We start from the raw sequence: 16,231 nt of genomic DNA on the forward strand, positions 1-16,231 counted from the left end.
GGAGTCTTTTTTTATTTCGTTTTTAAGAAATAACTTTCAATATCATCAAGCAGATAGTTTGCGGCTTTAATTCCGCCTGCGGTTGTCCATACGACGTCATCGACTTCATGGGCGTTACCTGATTTCACGGCCTTCAGGTTTTTCCATAATGAACTGCTTGTCCACTGATTGGCCCATTTTTCATTTTCTTTTGCATTATCGGCTTTATACGTGAAATAAAAAAGCACATCGGCATCCATATCAGGAATGGACTCTTTACTGTCAGTTGAGAACGTAAATTGGTCCTTCTGTTTCTTGAACAGCTCCACTTGTTTTTCAGGGCGTTTGAAGCCAAGCTGGTCTAAAATAATCCCCGAGAATGAATCGGTATAATAGATTCTTGACTCGCCGGATAAAAAGCGTACGACAGAAACTGTTTTGTTAGTCTGGTCGCCAAGCTTGTCTTTCAAATCAGAAACGCGTTTATCAAAATCAGCAATGACTTCCTTGCCTTTGTCCGCCTTATTTACCGCGTTGGCGTATAGAGTCAGATTATCTTTCCAGTTCCCAGCCAAAGATTCAGCGAAAACGGTTGGCGCAATCGCATGTAGCTGATCATAAATTTTTTCCTGGCGTACTTTGTTGCCAATAATCAAGTCAGGCTTTAGTTCTGCGATAGCTTCCACATTCGGTTCCGTTTCAAGACCGACGTTTTTAACACCTTTCATGTCATCTTTCAGATAGTCATACCACGGGTCGCCCTTCCATGACTTTACGGCTCCAACCGGCTTAATGCCAAGCGCTAAGAGCGCCTCTGTTCCTTCATTTGTTAAAACCACAATCCGTTTTGGATTGGCGGGAATGTTGTCTGATGTCCCCATTGCATGTTTAACCGTTCTGGTTTTGCTGCTTGATCCCGCGTTGTTGCTTGAACTTTCTGAACTATTACAGGCAGAAAGCACCGTAACGGCCATTAAAAATACGAATAGCATGCTGATATGCTTTTTCATCTTTTTCCTCCCGATATTGAAATTCATTATCATTTAGATCATAATAAGCAGTGTTAAGAGTGTCAATCCCTAATTAAGGATTATTCTCAAAAACAAAGATTACATAGTAAATAACTAGGAGAATTAGATCATGATCTGCAAAAAGGCATCTTCAAAATGGATTGTGTTAGTATGTCTGATTTTGATTTTACTGGCGGCTGTCTGCGCAAGCATCCTTTACGGCTATACAGGTACGTCATGGGGACAGGTCTATCAGGCGTTTACTTCCTTCAACGGAACAAATGAGCATGTCATCATCAAAGACGTCAGGCTTCCGCGTGCTTTGGTTGCCACAGTTGTCGGCGCCTCGCTTGCAGCCGCGGGCGCTCTCATGCAGGCGCTCACAAAAAATCCGCTTGCGTCACCAGGCATTTTCGGTATTAACGCCGGTGCCGGCTTTTTTATTGTTGCCGGCTCATTTTTTCTGCATATTCAATCAACTCAGGCACTGGTATGGAGCTCGTTTCTCGGGGCAACATTTACTGCCGCGATCGTCTATGCCGCAGGCTCTCTGGGAAGGGAAGGGCTGACGCCAATCAAACTGACGCTGGCGGGAGCTGCCATGGCGGCCATGTTTTCTTCTCTGACACAAGGCTTGCTTTCTGTCAATGAACTCGAGCTTGCTCAAGTGCTTTTTTGGCTGACCGGCTCTGTGCAGGGCAGGAGTCTGGATCTGCTGGTGACAATGCTCCCATATGCAGCCGCAGCGCTTTTGGTCAGTTTCTTTCTTGGCCAAAAAATCAATCTCCTCGTCATGGGAGAAGATGTGGCAAAAGGACTCGGCCAAAAAACGGGCCTGCTGAAATTTGTGATGGCGCTTTGTGTTGTCTTGCTTGCCGGATCTGCTGTCGCCATTGCCGGGCCGATTTCATTTATTGGCATCATTATTCCGCATTTTGCCCGATTTATCGTCGGTAATGATTATCGTTGGGTTCTGCCGTTTTCCGCTGTTTTGGGTGCGATTTTGCTTGTAGCTGCGGATATCGGGGCGCGATATATCATTATGCCTCAGGAAGTTCCTGTCGGGGTCATGACAGCCATCATCGGTATGCCTGTGTTTGTGTACATCGCAAGAAGGGGGGCAAAACTATGAAACTTCGTTTTGGCGTTACCGCTGCTGAAAAGAAAGCATGGATCGTCTTTTTTGTTTTACTGGGATTAACAGCGGTCGTACTGGTGATAAGCGCCGGTCTCGGACAACGGTTTATTCCTCCCTGGGATGTAGCAAAAACATTCTTTGGTGCAGGTTCAAAGCTGGATGAGCTGATGATCATGTCATTCCGTATGCCAAGGATTTTGACCGCTTTATGCGCCGGCGTCTGCCTGGCGGCGGCAGGCGCGATATTGCAGGGTCTCGTCAGAAACCCTCTCGCATCTCCGGATATTATCGGAATAACGGGAGGAGCGGCGGTAGCAGTCGTGCTTTTGATGATGTTCTTCTCAGACCGCAGCAGTTCACTTACGATCAGCCTGTCATGGCTTCCGGCGGCCGCATTTATCGGCGCCTCAGCTGTTGGACTCATCGTCTATTTACTGGCATACAAAAATGGCGCCTCCACATTTCGGCTGGTGCTTATCGGGATCGGATTTTCAATGTCGGCGCAGGCGCTGACTACCCTGCTGATGATTAAAGGCCCAATTTACAGAGCGTCACAAGCCAATGTGTATATTACAGGGTCAGTTTATGGGTCAAACTGGCAGCATGTAAAAATAGCTATTATCTTATCTGTCATTCTCTTATTTACTTGTTTTATCGCGCTAAAAAATATGAATATACAGGTACTGGGCGAAGATATTGCGGCTGGTGCGGGAAGTGCCGTGCAGCGAAATCGTTTTTTCTTGCTCCTTTTGAGTACGGCTCTTACGGGCTGTGCGGTTTCGGTTGCCGGCACAATCGGTTTTGTCGGGCTGATGGCGCCCCACATTGCAAGGCGTCTCGTCGGCTCGTCTTATGGAGCGCTGCTCCCGGCGTCGGCACTCATCGGGGCATTGCTCGTCTTAACAGCTGACATCGTCGGCAGAACCTTATTTGCTCCGGTGGAAGTGCCCGCTGGCGTCTTTACAGCAGCTATCGGCGCACCTTATTTTATTTATTTGCTCTATAAAACGAGAAACTCTTGATTGTTACTCCCATTTTCTAAAAAAGAAAATGGGTTTTTTGTTAATAACTGAAAATTCATAATCATTTTTGCTATACTGACAGAGACATTGATAAAGAAAGGGCGGCAGACAAGTGAAAGAAATAGAGGTATTAAAATATGAAGCATTTACAAGCAGTCCCGACAAAGGAAACCCCGCAGGTGTCGTATTGCATGGAGACGATTATACTGAAGAAGAGATGCAGATCATAGCTGAGCGTGCTGGATATTCAGAAACCTCCTTTATCCGGAAAAGCGAGTCGGCTGATCTTGAACTCCGTTACTTTACCCCTGGACACGAAATGAATTTGTGCGGTCATGCAACAGTTGCTTCTCTTTACGCATTATGTGAAAAAGGAATGCTGGAGAGCGATAAAACGTACAGCATCCAGACAAAAGCCGGTATCCTGCCTGTGAAGATTTCTGAAAAAGACGGCCGCATTCATATCACGCTTGAACAGGCTTCTCCGCAATTCAAACCATTTACAGGCAATCAGAAAAAACTTGCGGCCGCATTGGGAATCACGGAAGAGGATTTTCATGAGGACCTTCCGATTGTATTTGGCAGCACTGGCATATGGACAGCCATCATTCCGCTTGCATCATTAGAGGCCTCCAAAAAAATGGTGCCCGATAACAAACAATTTCCGGAAGTGTTAGTAGATCTGCCAAAGGCTTCAGTCCACCCGTTTACCTTTGAAACCGTTCATCCTGACAGCGACCTGCATGGGCGCCACTTTTCATCCCCATATTCAGGAACGATAGAAGACCCTGTGACGGGCACAGCATCCGGTGTGATGGGGGCTTATATGAAACAGTACGGCAATACCAAGCAGCGTGAATTTATCATTGAACAAGGGCAGGAAATCGGGAAAGACGGAAAAGTGGAAATCGAAATTAACGAAGAAGGCGATCATGTGAAAGTGAACATGACAGGAACGGCTGTATACTCAGAAACCCGTATTCTTAAAATCTAATACAGATGATGGTTTACAAAAAGATACACTTTCCGTTATCATTATGAATGATAATCATTTTCAATTGCTTAGGAAGGTGAGACGGTATGCCTCAATCCGAACAGATAGATCAACATTCAGCACTGCGGGACATCATACGCAGCAGAAGATCGATTCGAAAATTTAAACAAGAGCCCGTGCCTTCAGCAGTCATTCTTGACATGCTTGAAACGGCAAAATATGCGCCAAATCACAGAGTGACAGAGCCATGGAGATTTATTTACGTTTCCAGTGAAACAGGAAAAACAAACCTGATCAACACATTTGCAGCATTCTCTAAGAAATCCAAGCCGGATATGACAGAGGAAAAGCTTCAAAATTTCAAAAACACACTTGGACGCGTCCCCGGATTTCTGCTCGTCGTGTTTCAAGAAGATGAAAACGAAAGAGCGCGAGACGATGATTTTGCGGCAACCAGCTCATTGATCCAAAATCTTCAGCTTCTTGCCTGGGAAAAAGGAATCGGCATGGTTTGGAAAAGCGGAAAAATCCTTTACGACAAAGAAGTGCATCAGGCCTTTGGTTTACAGGATAATGAACGATTCGCCGCCATCATACAAACGGGCTATCCTGACGAAGCACCAGAAGTGAAAAAACGCACGCCGATCCGTGAACGGTTCACCGACATGTAAAAAACCCCCTGTCTCAAACGGAGACAAGGGGGTTTTTCATTAACGATTTTTCTTTTTCGCTCTGTTGTCTGCTGCTTTTGCACGCTCTTGCGCTTCGCGGTCATCCGCATCAGCAAGCTCGCTTGAATATTCTTCGTAAACGCCGTCAGTTTCCCTTTTTAATGCGTCGGGAACTTGAGGAAGCTTTTGTTTGTTTTTATCACGGTTTTTGTGGATATGATTTCTGCCCATATCAAATTCCCCCTAAAAAGTGATATCAAACAAACATAGTATCTGGCATAAAGGGGCTATGTATTCCTATTTCCGCTTAGCAGCTTTTTCCGCTTTTTTAAATTCGCCTGAATAAAGAACTTCTTGCATTTTCTTCAGGTTGGCGCCTTGCTGATGCTTCTCCCTCTTCTTTTCCATAAAAAAGGACCTCCTTCAACCATGTTATTCTTAAGGTTGACGCTTCCTTCCGTTTTTATACAGTCTTTCGGACCGTTATCAGCTGTGAGAGTGCAAATTCAAGGTCCGAATATGTAAAACGAAATCCAGAGATCATCGCTTTTTTAGGCAGAGCGCGCTGTCCTTTCACAATCAGAAGACTCATTTCACCCAATGCTTTTGATAAAAAGAATTCCGGAACAGGGAGCCAGTGCGGGCGATGCTTCACCCGTGCAATCGTTTTTCCGAATTGTTTCATTTCCACGGGATTGGGCGCAGTGACATTCATGGGTCCTGAGATGCCGGTGTTTTCGATCGCATATAAGATCAGCTGGGCCGCGTCCTCGACATGAATCCATGACAGCCACTGTCTGCCCGTTCCGGTCGTTCCGCCGGCCAGAAGCTTATAGGGAAGAACGATGAGCGGGAGAGCGCCTTTTTCCCCAAGCATCACGCCAAATCTCGCATAAACTGTCCGGATGCCCATCGCCTCAATTTTCTGTCCTTCCTTTTCCCACAAATGTGCAGTATGGCTGAGAAAATCCTCATCTGACGTTGCAGAATCCTCTGTGAAGGTTTTCTCAAGACTAGTGCCGTAAATGCCCACGGCACTGGCTTGGATCATCGTCTTCGGTTTTTCCTTCTGTTTATCAATAAGCCGCTGGACTTCACGCGTCGCATTGATACGGCTGGAGAGAATGTGCTGCTTCGTTTTTTCTGTCCAGCGGCCAAAAATCGATTTTCCTGCAAGATTTACCCAGACATCAATATGAGGAAGTTCCTGCTCCGGCGCAGCTCCCTCTGTCAGCCATTGGACATATGTGATATTTTTTTGTTCAGTTTCCCTTGCGTTTCTTGATAAAATATAAACATGGTGTCCCTGCCGGGTAAGAACGCCCGTCAGATGCTGGCCGAGAAAACCGGTTCCGCCCGTCATTGCTATATTCATGAACATCTCTCCTCATCGTTCTAATAAATATACTGTACCTCATTTTAATAAAAGAAAACGCGTTTCAGGCCTGAGAAGGGAGATTAAGATGCCATTTATCACAAAAATTTCAACGCAAAAAAAGAATACGGAACGCTTCAATATCTTTCTCGATGAAAAATACGCCTTCAGTGTAGACGCGGACGTACTCGTGAAATTTGAGCTTAAAAAGGGAAAAGAACTTGATGACCTTGACATCATTGAGATTCAATACGGTGATGAAGTGAAAAAAGGCTTCAACCGTGCGCTTGAATTTTTATCCTACCGAATGAGGTCAACGAAAGAGGTAGAGGACTATTTAAAGAAAAAAGAAACCCCGGCCCCTGTCATAGCGGAAGTCATCCATAAGCTGAACGACTATAAATACTTAAACGACCAGGAATTTGCCGTAGCCTATGTTAGCACCCACAAAAAAACGAATGGAAAAGGTCCTGACGTTTTGTTCAGAGAGCTGAGAGCGAAGGGAATCGGCGACGATACAATTAAGGAGGCGCTGAGTTCCTTTTCCTTTGAAGATCAGACGAGAGAAGCGGTCAAGCATGTTGAAAAGCTTCTCAAAAAGGATAAAAAACTTTCAACAAAAGAACTCAAACAGCGCGCCCAAATGCAGCTACAGCGCAAGGGCTTCTCATTTGATGTCATCAGCGCGGCGCTGGAGCAGATTGAATATGAAAATGATGAAGACACAGAGAAAGAAGCGCTGCGCCTTCACGCGGAAAAAGCGTTTAGAAAATACCGCTATGACGGCTCATATGAAAGCGCCATGAAGGTCAAACAATTTTTATTCCGTAAAGGATTCTCACTCGATTTAATCGAGCAATTTCTGCAGGAAGAGGAGTAGCTGAAAAAAATGGAGAAACGATACAGTCAAATGACACCGCACGAACTCAATACCGAAATCGCATCACTTTCAGAAAAAGCAAGAAAAGCCGAACAGCATGGCATCATAAACGAATTGGCAGTGCTCGAACGGAAAATTACGATGGCAAAAGCATATTTGCTGAACCCGGAAGATTTCACACCGGGAGAAACGTATCGTGTGGAAGACTCTGAAGACGAGTTTACCATCAGCTATTTAAATGGCGTTTTCGCATGGGGATACAGAACTTCGTCCCCACAACAAGAGGAAGCGCTGCCAATCTCAGTATTGCAAGAAAAGAAATAAGCGTAACAAGGAGGCTGGATATCAGCCTCTTTTTATGTGCAGCACATTTACACGAAATCTTAAAGAAAAAATCATTGAATTCACTCCAAAAATCTTTTAAGATGAAACTCGTTGTTTTTTAAAATCGAAGGAGGCGATGACGTTGAGTATCAAAAACCCATCTGTAAAATTTATTATATTTGTTCTTATGATTTGTACATTTTCAATCGGATACACAGAATACGCAGTGATGGGTATTTTGACGTCGATTGCCAATGACTTTCATATACAGGTTTCATCTGCGGGGCTTCTTGTCACGGCCTATGCGGCAAGCGTCTGTTTGACTGGCCCGATTGTCACCATCATTTCCGTCAAGCTCCCGAGAAAGCCTGTGCTGCTTGGGCTGATGGCGATTTTTATCCTTTCCAACCTGATGAGCGCGCTGGCGCCGAATTTTGCAGTATTGGCTGTCTCAAGAATTTTATCTGCATCCATTCACGGCGCTTTCTTTGCGATCGCCATGGTATTTGCCAGTGAAATGGTTCCGCCAGAGAAACGAGCGGCTGCGGCAGCGTCTATGAACGGCGGGCTGACAGTAGCTCTAATGCTTGGTGTTCCATTCGGTTCTTTTCTAGGAGATGTCCTGAATTGGAGAGCTGTGTTTTCCATCATTACGGCCCTTGGTGTCATCGGATTCTTAGGCCTCATGGCTGCTGTGCCGAACAGAAAACCAAAAGTGATCCCAAAGCTTATGAATGAGTGGGGGGTATTTAAACACAAACAAGTGCTGTACTCCTTCGCGATTACGATTTTAGGCTATTCCGGCGTCTTTATCGCCTACACCTTTATCGAACCGATTTTGAGACATTCAGCCGGATTCGGCACGGTCGGTATTACAGGCGCTCTCTTTGCGTACGGATTGGGAGGCGTTGCAGGGAATTTCTTTGCGGGAAAAGTGCCGCTTCCTTTGCTGACTCGAACGATGATCGGCGTGATGATCGGTTTGATCGGTGTGCTGGCCGTATTTCCTTACATCTCCATTTACCCGGCTGCAGCCATTGTTGCAACGTTCTTATTTGGAGCATGTGCATTTGGCACACCGCCTCTGCTGCAAACGAAGGTCATTTCCTCATCTGAGAGCGGCACAACTATTGCCGCCGCTGTCAGCGTATCAGCATTTAACCTTGCTAATGCGCTAGGTGCGTGGATCGGCGGAATGATTTTAAGCGGAACAGGCTCTTATTCCTGGCTGTTCGCTGGAGGAGCGCTTATGACGGCATGCGGGCTCGTGCTTTCTACCTTCGCACATTTATCTGAAAAGAAGAGCGTCTATGAGTATCAAGTCAATAAAGGGTAAAAAACAGCTGCAGCGCATGCAGCTGTTCTTCTTTACCGTTTGCCGGAGGCTCTCATTCTTTCTTGAGGATGCTGATTGATTGATCCGTCAGCACGCTTTGAAGCATAGTCATCCTTTGCTCTCGGTTCACCCTGAAATTTATTTTCGTTTTCGTAAGGAAATCCTTTTTCTTTATTCCGGACCATGTCATTTCCCCCTAGGTTCGAGATCAAAAAGTTGCGTCTTTCCAAATGAAGACGTAAGGTTAGTATATGGAGAACAGCACGTTTTAAAGCGTCATTTATTTCCTGAAGAAAGGAGACTGCACACATGGATACGTATATTGAGAAACTGACAAATCTGCTTCTGGAAAAGAACGATATGATTAGCTATATACAGGCAAAATCATGGGTGGAATTGTTATGGAGCGATTTCGAAGCAACTTATGCAAAAGCCGGACACGCCTATCAGGGTGAAAAAATGACAGAGAAAATCGTCACACAATGGATCGAAAACTATGGCGGCCAGCTCCACCTTTTCCAAAGCTCCCGTGACGACGTAAATGATTACTTAAACCAAAGCAGAGGCCTTTTGCATTAAAAAAACCTGCCGTTATCATCCGGCAGGTTTTTTCATTTCCTTAAAATTACCTTAACAGGCGGAAAAAATAAACAAAACGTGTTTCGCCCGCCGGTCAATCAGGGAATACCACTTATATCTTGTCAAATGCGAGGAGGAGCTTTATATGAAAAAGAAACAAGTAATGCTCGCTTTAACAGCTGCCGCAGGACTGAGTTTGACAGCACTTTATTCCGCTCCCGCAGCACAAGCTGCGCCCCTTCACGACATATCTGTCAGCATGCCATCATCCGATTCTTACATCATAAAAGCAGGAAAGCTGAATGTCCGGACCGAGCCAAATCATAAAGGCAAAATTCTTGGCACTTTATCATCAGAACAAAAAGTCACAGTCAATGGTTTCGCAAATGCCGATTGGGCTCAAATTCAATTCAAAGGAAAAAAAGCATATATTTCAACACACTTCTTAATGAAAACCGCAAGCCAAGCGAAAACAGCGAAACAGACAGCCTTCTATGCACCGACACCTGAAAACGGAAAAGCAAAACAGCTCTCATCCGGCACAGAGGTGACATTACTTGGATGGGGATTCAGTGAAAACGGCGGATTTGACTTCACATGGGCTTTCGTTGATTATGCCGGAGTCAAGGGATATATTCAGTCAAAGGACTTACAAATACGATAAATAAGGCAGGCTGAGGCTTGTCTTTTTGCCTATGTATGAAACATTTCTTCTTTCTGCACGTAACAATGAGAAAGGAGATGATGATATGGCTGGTTTAGTCGGCGGAGGGCTTATGATCATTGCGGGTATACTGATCAAACTGTTTCCTCCCGAATCCATCAACAGTGTGTACGGATACAGAACGAGACGTTCAATGTCAGATCAAAGATTATGGGATGAAGCGAACCGTTACAGTGCATCATTGATGATCCTGTCAGGCCAGGTGATTGCGGGAATGGGGTTGCTGCTGAGATCAAACTTGATCATTCTTCAGCTTATCCTGCTGCTTGCCGCCTGTGTCATTACGTTTATGCTAACGGAGAAAAGGCTGAAAAACATGACGTACAGTCAAGGAGGAGATAGAAGTGGACGGAGTTAAATGCCAGTTTGTCAAAACAAACGGAATCACGCTCCACGTTGCGGCCGCAGGGCCGGAGGACGGCCAGTTAATTGTCCTGCTCCATGGATTTCCAGAGTTTTGGTACGGCTGGAAAAATCAAATCAAACCGCTCGCCGATGCGGGTTACCGGGTCATTGCTCCCGATCAGCGGGGCTACAATCTCAGTGACAAACCGGACGGAATTGATTCATATCGGATTGACACATTAAGAGATGATATCATCGGGCTTATTTCCCAATTCACAGATGAAAAAGCAATTGTCATCGGGCATGACTGGGGAGGAGCTGTCGCATGGCATCTGGCTTCCACGCGCCCGGAATATCTAGAAAAGTTAATTGCCATCAATATCCCGCACCCACACATCATGAAAACCGTAACGCCGATTTATCCGCCGCAATGGCTGAAAAGCTCGTATATCGCCTTCTTCCAGCTGCCCGACATACCGGAGGCATCACTAAAGGAAAATGATTACGAAACATTAGACAAAGCGATTGGATTATCGACCCGTCCTGAGCTTTTTACGTCAGAGGATGTCAGCAAGTACAAAGAAGCGTGGAAACAGCCCGGTGCGCTGACAGCTATGCTGAACTGGTATAGAGCCCTCAGAAAAGGAAGCCTTTCAGAGAAAACCGCTTACGAAACAGCACCTTACCGGATGATCTGGGGAATGGAAGACCGCTTTTTAAGCAGAAAGCTTGCGAAAGAGACGGAAAGGCATTGCCCGAATGGACATCTCATTTTTGTTGATGAAGCTTCCCATTGGATTAACCACGAAAAACCGGCCATCGTCAATCAGCTTATTCTGGAATACCTTTACCTTAAAAAACAATAAGTCAGAATTTCTCTTCATCCGTCTGTCATAATGGCAGACTTTTTCTGTGCGTTTTTTTCATAGTCCGTTTTAAACATGACAAAATAAAAATGATGAATGTCACCATAAAATGTAACAAAAAACAGGTTTAAACGACTTTTAAAAAAGGAATAGCCTTACTGAAGATTTGTCTACAACTCCCCCTAAGGCAATACTTAAATAGAATAAAAAAGAAGGTGCCTTAATGAAGCAAGGATTAATCTCGATTATTATCCCGTCTTACAATGAAGGGTATAATGTCAAACTCATTCATGAATCTTTGAAAAAGGAATTCAAGACCATTCATTATGACTATGAAATTTTCTTCATAAACGACGGAAGTGTTGATGACACGCTTCAGCAGATCAAAGACTTGGCAGCCGGATGCAGCCGGGTAAAATACATATCTTTTTCTCGGAACTTCGGAAAAGAAGCCGCAATTCTTGCGGGCTTTGAACATGTTCAAGGCGAGGCGGTTATTGTAATGGACGCCGATCTGCAGCATCCGACCTATTTGCTGAAGGAATTTATCAAAGGCTATGAAGAAGGCTATGATCAAGTCATTGCCCAAAGGAACAGAAAAGGAGACAGCCCTGTCCGCTCCCTCCTGTCATCTCTTTATTACAAGTTCATCAATAAAGCGGTGGAGGTTGATTTGCGTGACGGTGTCGGAGACTTTCGGCTGTTAAGCCGCCAAGCTGTGAACGCTCTTTTGAAGCTGAGCGAAGGCAACCGCTTCTCCAAAGGTCTGTTTTGCTGGATCGGCTTCGACCAGAAAATTGTGTTTTATGAAAATGTCGAACGAAAAAACGGCACATCCAAATGGTCGTTCAGCAGTCTGTTTAACTACGGAATGGACGGCGTCGTTTCATTTAACCATAAGCCGCTGAGAATATGCTTTTATACCGGCATTTTCATCTTGCTGCTTTCCATCATTTATATCATTGCCACATTCGTTAAAATTCTGACTAACGGCATTTCTGTACCCGGATATTTCACAATTATTTCAGCAGTGTTATTTCTCGGCGGGGTCCAGCTGTTAAGTCTCGGAATCATAGGCGAATATATCGGCCGAATCTATTATGAAACAAAAAAACGCCCGCATTATTTAATTAAAGAAGCGAATATCCCGAACAAAGACCTGCCTGAAACGAACGAATTGAAAAGCATGCGGCGTCTGACAAAAATGCACTGAAATCACCAAGCGCCATTGGCAGTGCTTTTTTGCATGTCTACCATCTTAAAAGCAAGACTGGAGAAATTATATGAAAAGAAAATATGTCATGATCTATGCGGCCAGTCTGCTGGTTTCCGTTCTGGCACACGCTTTTTTTGTGAAAGAATGGACAGACGGCAGATATATGACAGGTCCGGGTGACGGACTTGCGCAAATGATCGTATTTAAAAAATTATTATTTGACCAATATACACACGGGAATTTTTTCTATAATTATTCATTCGGACTCGGCGGCGGCACGTTCAGTCAGCTCGGCTATTATTTTTCTGCTTCCTTTCTCTTTCTTGTGGTGTCTGCCGCCGTCTGGCTTCTTCAAGCTGTCCAGCTGATCGGAGAAGCGGATACGCTTTTTTGGGCGGAGTCAGCTGTTTTTATCAGTATTTTCAAACTGAGTCTGATCATTTTTACAGCCGCATCTGTTTTTCACTATCTTCTCAAACACAGAGCGGCGTCGTTTACGGGAGCCGTATTATACGGTGCCTCAATCATTTATTTCCGCCACGAAGCGTATTGGGAATTCTTTACCGATACAATGATTTGGCTTCCGCTGCTTGTTCTCGGAGCAGAAAAAATCATCAGAGAGCGGCGTCCGGCATGGTTTATCATTGCGTGCTCGCTGACGTTAATCAACAACTTTTACTTTGCATACATAAACCTCATATTCATCGGGATCTACGTGCTGTTCAGATGGCTGATCCGACTGGAAAAGCATGAAGAGAAAAAATGGATTCAATGCAGAATGTTTTTGATTTCAGGCCTCATTTCTTTTGGCATCTGTGCGGCGGCGTTTGTGCCAGTGGTATACGGTTATTTAAACAACCTGCGCCCACCGTACAGCCAGAAAATAGAGTGGCTTAATTTCGATGATAATATCTTATTTTCGAGCCGGATCATTATTGTGCCGGCAGCCTTTCTGTTGTTTTTATTTATTGTTTCTTTTTACAAAAACCGCGTGTTTCGTCTCTTTGCCGGATTGAGCCTGCTGTTTATTCTTTTTCATTTCAGCCCGTATGCGGCAAGCGTATTTAACGGTTTTTCCGCCCCGCAAAACCGGTTTGAATATGTTCTGGCCTTTACCATTGCGGGAGCAGCTGCGGCAGGCCTGTCACAGCTGTCTGAACTGAAATGGAAAGAACTGCTCCCGGCCATAGCTGTTGCCCTGATTCTTTACTTGTATCATATCCAAAGGTATAAGCTGGATATATGGAAACCTGCGAATGAAAGCATTCTATTGCTCTTATTCCTGACAATCGCAGCCTTGTTTGCTGCAGCTTTTGCGAAAAAAAGGGCAAAGGTGGCTGTGTACGTTGTGATTATTCTTTCTTCGCTGTTTGTTGCCAACACCTATCAAAAATACGCACTCTCAGAAGGCGGCGGGCTGGACAGTGTGACAAAAGCATATCTTACGGGTGAGGAATACAAAGGGCAAGAATCATCTGAGCTCATCAGGCGTTTGCAGAAGGAAGACGATGATCCGCTCATGAGAATCGATTGGATGAACGGGGTTCGCAATAATACGCCAATTATTTACGGGTTTAATGGATTCAGCGCTTATTCCAGCATCTTAAACAAACATCTGCTAACTTTCTATTGGAATGATTTGAGCATCGATATGGGGAGAGAAAGCGTCAGCCGTTATGCGTCATTGGGAGACAGGGCGAATTTATACAGCCTGCTTTACGGCAAATATTATATGACGGAAAAAACAAACGAAGCCAGCGTCCCGTACGGTTTCAAGAAGCATTTGGAATCAGAGCATTACGTGGTTTATGAAAATCAATACATGCTTCCTTTCGTCAAAACAGCCGATGCCATTTACAGTGAAAGCGAGCTGGACAAATTGCCCGCTCTTGCGAAAGAACAAGCGATGATGAAAGGAATTGTACTAGCAGATCCATCGGGGAAAACGGAGCAGGCGCCAAAACTGGCCAATCTGATTCCCAAGTCCGATATCACCGCAAAACATGCCCAGTATGAAAACGGACTGCTTACCGTAACTGGAGAAAACGGAGGAGAACTGATCATCACTCCGAAACAGGCGTCATCCTCTCCTGGAGACTACTATGTCAGCTTTTATTTGAAAAGCAAAGCAAAAGACAAAGGATTTACGTTAAGAGTCAATGATTATGTCACAACAAGGAAATCGAACCAATCGATTTATAAAACCGGAGTAAATGATATCACAGTCAGAGTGCCTAAATCAGACCATATTTCAATCAAGCTTCCGAAAGGAACGTATGAGCTTAAAAATATAGCGCTCTATGAAGAAAATTACCAAACGCTGAAGAGCGCTGTGCTGCAAAATAAAACAGACAAAGATGACAATCTGAAATGGGATAAAAATAAGCTGACGTTCGCGTATCGTCTTCCAAAAAATCAATACATCATGCTTCCGATCCCCTATGAAAAAGGCTGGGAGTTGAAGATTAACGGGAAAACACAGACGATCGAAAAAGCGGATTATGCATTCATAGGCTTCAAGGCGCAAAAGGGAGACAATCACATTGAGCTGGCCTACTATCCGCCATACTTCAAAATATCGGCGCTCATATCTCTCATCAGTCTGCTGCTTGCTGTTTTATATATAAGACGAAAAAAGCCCGGCTCTAAATAGAGCCGAGCTTTAATTTTTTCTGAAGCTTTTCTTCGCTGAATATCCATCCCGTATAGGACGAGCGAATCGTGAGATCATGGCCGATATGAACGATGGCCACAAACGGATAATGGCCTTTGCTCCGATAACGCAGGTCAATAAATCTCACCTCATAATGATCTTTAAACGTATCGACTTCCCACCGGTAAACCGGAGAAAATGACAAAAACGCCGCGATGTTATCATCCTGCTTTGCCGCATGCATCACTTCGGTTTCAGGAACAGGCACCCGATTAAACGTATCCAGAATCACTACATGCCCCTCCATGCTTCTTCCTACATAGAAAGCATGGGCTGTCGTAACTGCGATCCGCCATTGCCTGAATTTCATCGTCGGAGAAATAATAATGCTTTCGATCTCATCATGAATCATCTCATGAAGCTTCCGTTTAATTCTCAGCTGCATGATCAGGCGCACCAAATAATAGCCTGCCAATATGATATATAAGCTGAGAAACGTGATGCCGGGACTGCCGCCCGCATACCAAATCGCGATAGCCGCCAGATGGCTGATGAAAATAAACGGATCAAACGTATTAATCAGCCCGAGCGCAACCCATTTTTTCGAAAACGGACGTATGGCCTGTGTTCCGTACGCGTTGAATATATCAACAAAGACATGCAGCACGACTGCCAGCAGTGTCCACAGCCACAGGTGCAGAAAATCGGCCTGCGGATAAAATAAATACAGAATCGCCGGAATGATGATAGACCAAAACAAAACGGCGGGAATTGAATGGGTAAATCCTCTGTGATTTCTTATATAAACAGCATTATTTTTAAGCTTTAACACAGTATCAATATCCGGAGCCTGAGAGCCCGCAAGCGTTGCGATCATAACAGCGTGAGCCATTGCCGGATCTGATCCGACAACAGGGTCAAGCGTCGCAATACCGCCAAGTGCGATGCCCATGACGACATGTGTGCCCGTATCCATAGGTGACCTCCTTGCAGGATTGTCCTGCACATTCACTTTTGTAAGATATTCCCCATTTTCATATACCCAATTTTTAACCCGATTCAATCGTTCTCATATGTTTCCGCTTTTTCTTTACTTCTATTTAATGTAACATATTATCG

At 44.7% G+C, this 16,231-nt stretch carries 19 protein-coding genes; 13 read left to right on the plus strand and 6 right to left on the minus strand.

Annotation, left to right across the window (positions count from 1 at the left end; genetic code table 11):
• Positions 1–11: 11 nt before the first annotated feature.
• A complete protein-coding gene (locus GYO_RS26935; RefSeq protein WP_014113097.1) occupies positions 12–989 on the minus strand; it encodes an ABC transporter substrate-binding protein in 978 nt (325 codons plus the stop codon).
• A gap of 130 nt (positions 990–1,119) precedes the next feature.
• On the opposite strand from GYO_RS26935, the gene GYO_RS26940 reads away from it, so the two are divergent.
• From GYO_RS26940 to GYO_RS26955, 4 genes are all read left to right on the plus strand, one after another.
• On the plus strand, positions 1,120–2,121 hold the full coding sequence (locus GYO_RS26940; RefSeq protein ID WP_014113098.1) for a FecCD family ABC transporter permease: 1,002 nt from the start codon (positions 1,120–1,122) through the stop codon (positions 2,119–2,121).
• Entirely contained in the window at positions 2,118–3,149 is a 1,032-nt protein-coding gene (locus GYO_RS26945) for a FecCD family ABC transporter permease (protein WP_014113099.1), read from the plus strand. The genes GYO_RS26940 and GYO_RS26945 overlap by 4 nt, the downstream gene beginning before the upstream one ends.
• 112 nt (positions 3,150–3,261) lie before the next feature.
• Positions 3,262–4,143, plus strand: a complete 882-nt coding sequence (locus GYO_RS26950; RefSeq protein ID WP_014113100.1) for a PhzF family phenazine biosynthesis isomerase — start codon at positions 3,262–3,264, stop codon at positions 4,141–4,143.
• An 86-nt stretch (positions 4,144–4,229) separates the two neighbouring features.
• The gene (locus GYO_RS26955) at positions 4,230–4,814 is read left to right on the plus strand and encodes a nitroreductase family protein (protein WP_014113101.1); all 585 of its coding nucleotides are present in this window, start codon (positions 4,230–4,232) and stop codon (positions 4,812–4,814) included.
• Between the two features lie 39 nt (positions 4,815–4,853).
• On the opposite strand, the gene GYO_RS26960 is transcribed toward GYO_RS26955, so the two are convergent.
• From GYO_RS26960 to GYO_RS26970, 3 genes are all read right to left on the minus strand, one after another.
• The gene (locus GYO_RS26960) at positions 4,854–5,045 is read right to left on the minus strand and encodes a YfhD family protein (protein WP_014113102.1); all 192 of its coding nucleotides are present in this window, start codon (positions 5,043–5,045) and stop codon (positions 4,854–4,856) included.
• 66 nt (positions 5,046–5,111) lie between these two features.
• Entirely contained in the window at positions 5,112–5,222 is a 111-nt protein-coding gene (locus tag GYO_RS26965; RefSeq protein WP_003223230.1) for a YfhE family protein, read from the minus strand.
• A 55-nt stretch (positions 5,223–5,277) separates the two neighbouring features.
• Positions 5,278–6,189 carry a TIGR01777 family oxidoreductase gene (locus tag GYO_RS26970; protein WP_014113103.1) on the minus strand — a complete coding sequence of 304 codons (912 nt, stop codon included), beginning with the start codon at positions 6,187–6,189 and terminating at the stop codon, positions 5,278–5,280.
• 88 nt (positions 6,190–6,277) lie between these two features.
• Here GYO_RS26970 and recX point away from each other — a divergent pair, with 88 nt between their 5' ends.
• The 3 genes from recX (at position 6,278) to GYO_RS26990 (ending at position 8,729) form a co-directional block, all read left to right on the plus strand.
• Positions 6,278–7,069 carry a recombination regulator RecX gene (gene recX, locus GYO_RS26975; RefSeq protein ID WP_014113104.1) on the plus strand — a complete coding sequence of 264 codons (792 nt, stop codon included), beginning with the start codon at positions 6,278–6,280 and terminating at the stop codon, positions 7,067–7,069.
• Between the two features lie 9 nt (positions 7,070–7,078).
• A complete protein-coding gene (locus tag GYO_RS26980) occupies positions 7,079–7,393 on the plus strand; it encodes a YfhH family protein (protein WP_014113105.1) in 315 nt (104 codons plus the stop codon).
• Between the two features lie 142 nt (positions 7,394–7,535).
• Entirely contained in the window at positions 7,536–8,729 is a 1,194-nt protein-coding gene (locus GYO_RS26990; RefSeq protein WP_014113106.1) for an MFS transporter, read from the plus strand.
• Positions 8,730–8,761: 32 nt separating this feature from the next.
• On the opposite strand, the gene GYO_RS26995 is transcribed toward GYO_RS26990, so the two are convergent.
• The gene (locus tag GYO_RS26995; protein WP_003223241.1) at positions 8,762–8,914 is read right to left on the minus strand and encodes a small, acid-soluble spore protein K; all 153 of its coding nucleotides are present in this window, start codon (positions 8,912–8,914) and stop codon (positions 8,762–8,764) included.
• A 124-nt stretch (positions 8,915–9,038) separates the two neighbouring features.
• On the opposite strand from GYO_RS26995, the gene GYO_RS27000 reads away from it, so the two are divergent.
• The 6 genes from GYO_RS27000 (at position 9,039) to GYO_RS27025 (ending at position 15,112) form a co-directional block, all read left to right on the plus strand.
• Positions 9,039–9,308 carry a YfhJ family protein gene (locus tag GYO_RS27000; protein ID WP_014113107.1) on the plus strand — a complete coding sequence of 90 codons (270 nt, stop codon included), beginning with the start codon at positions 9,039–9,041 and terminating at the stop codon, positions 9,306–9,308.
• A gap of 145 nt (positions 9,309–9,453) precedes the next feature.
• Entirely contained in the window at positions 9,454–9,972 is a 519-nt protein-coding gene (locus tag GYO_RS27005) for an SH3 domain-containing protein (protein ID WP_014113108.1), read from the plus strand.
• An 85-nt stretch (positions 9,973–10,057) separates the two neighbouring features.
• Positions 10,058–10,390, plus strand: coding sequence for an SdpI family protein (locus tag GYO_RS27010; protein ID WP_014113109.1), 333 nt, complete (start codon positions 10,058–10,060; stop codon positions 10,388–10,390).
• A complete protein-coding gene (locus tag GYO_RS27015; RefSeq protein WP_014113110.1) occupies positions 10,377–11,243 on the plus strand; it encodes an alpha/beta fold hydrolase in 867 nt (288 codons plus the stop codon). Before GYO_RS27010 ends, GYO_RS27015 begins: the two co-directional genes overlap by 14 nt.
• Positions 11,244–11,466: 223 nt before the next feature.
• Entirely contained in the window at positions 11,467–12,456 is a 990-nt protein-coding gene (locus GYO_RS27020; RefSeq protein WP_003223250.1) for a glycosyltransferase family 2 protein, read from the plus strand.
• Positions 12,457–12,526: 70 nt separating this feature from the next.
• On the plus strand, positions 12,527–15,112 hold the full coding sequence (locus tag GYO_RS27025) for a YfhO family protein (RefSeq protein ID WP_014113111.1): 2,586 nt from the start codon (positions 12,527–12,529) through the stop codon (positions 15,110–15,112).
• On the opposite strand, the gene GYO_RS27030 is transcribed toward GYO_RS27025, so the two are convergent.
• Positions 15,105–16,088 carry a metal-dependent hydrolase gene (locus GYO_RS27030; protein ID WP_003223253.1) on the minus strand — a complete coding sequence of 328 codons (984 nt, stop codon included), beginning with the start codon at positions 16,086–16,088 and terminating at the stop codon, positions 15,105–15,107. The two genes, GYO_RS27025 and GYO_RS27030, sit on opposite strands and share 8 nt — an antisense overlap.
• Positions 16,089–16,231 lie beyond the last annotated feature (143 nt).

Source organism: Bacillus spizizenii TU-B-10 (genome assembly GCF_000227465.1).
In the GTDB taxonomy this organism is placed as follows: Bacteria; Bacillota; Bacilli; order Bacillales; family Bacillaceae; genus Bacillus; species Bacillus spizizenii.

Coding starts and splice junctions, on each gene's coding strand:
- GYO_RS26995 (WP_003223241.1), bottom strand. CDS start 8,914: ATGGTCCGGAATAAAGAAAAAGGATTTCCTTACGAAAACGAAAATAAA.
- GYO_RS27030 (WP_003223253.1), bottom strand. CDS start 16,088: ATGGATACGGGCACACATGTCGTCATGGGCATCGCACTTGGCGGTATT.
- GYO_RS27020 (WP_003223250.1), top strand. CDS start 11,467: ATGAAGCAAGGATTAATCTCGATTATTATCCCGTCTTACAATGAAGGG.
- GYO_RS26970 (WP_014113103.1), bottom strand. CDS start 6,189: ATGAATATAGCAATGACGGGCGGAACCGGTTTTCTCGGCCAGCATCTG.
- GYO_RS26955 (WP_014113101.1), top strand. CDS start 4,230: ATGCCTCAATCCGAACAGATAGATCAACATTCAGCACTGCGGGACATC.
- GYO_RS26940 (WP_014113098.1), top strand. CDS start 1,120: ATGATCTGCAAAAAGGCATCTTCAAAATGGATTGTGTTAGTATGTCTG.
- GYO_RS26935 (WP_014113097.1), bottom strand. CDS start 989: ATGAAAAAGCATATCAGCATGCTATTCGTATTTTTAATGGCCGTTACG.
- GYO_RS27010 (WP_014113109.1), top strand. CDS start 10,058: ATGGCTGGTTTAGTCGGCGGAGGGCTTATGATCATTGCGGGTATACTG.
- GYO_RS26960 (WP_014113102.1), bottom strand. CDS start 5,045: ATGGGCAGAAATCATATCCACAAAAACCGTGATAAAAACAAACAAAAG.
- recX (WP_014113104.1), top strand. CDS start 6,278: ATGCCATTTATCACAAAAATTTCAACGCAAAAAAAGAATACGGAACGC.
- GYO_RS27005 (WP_014113108.1), top strand. CDS start 9,454: ATGAAAAAGAAACAAGTAATGCTCGCTTTAACAGCTGCCGCAGGACTG.
- GYO_RS27000 (WP_014113107.1), top strand. CDS start 9,039: ATGGATACGTATATTGAGAAACTGACAAATCTGCTTCTGGAAAAGAAC.
- GYO_RS26980 (WP_014113105.1), top strand. CDS start 7,079: ATGGAGAAACGATACAGTCAAATGACACCGCACGAACTCAATACCGAA.
- GYO_RS27025 (WP_014113111.1), top strand. CDS start 12,527: ATGAAAAGAAAATATGTCATGATCTATGCGGCCAGTCTGCTGGTTTCC.
- GYO_RS26945 (WP_014113099.1), top strand. CDS start 2,118: ATGAAACTTCGTTTTGGCGTTACCGCTGCTGAAAAGAAAGCATGGATC.
- GYO_RS26965 (WP_003223230.1), bottom strand. CDS start 5,222: ATGGAAAAGAAGAGGGAGAAGCATCAGCAAGGCGCCAACCTGAAGAAA.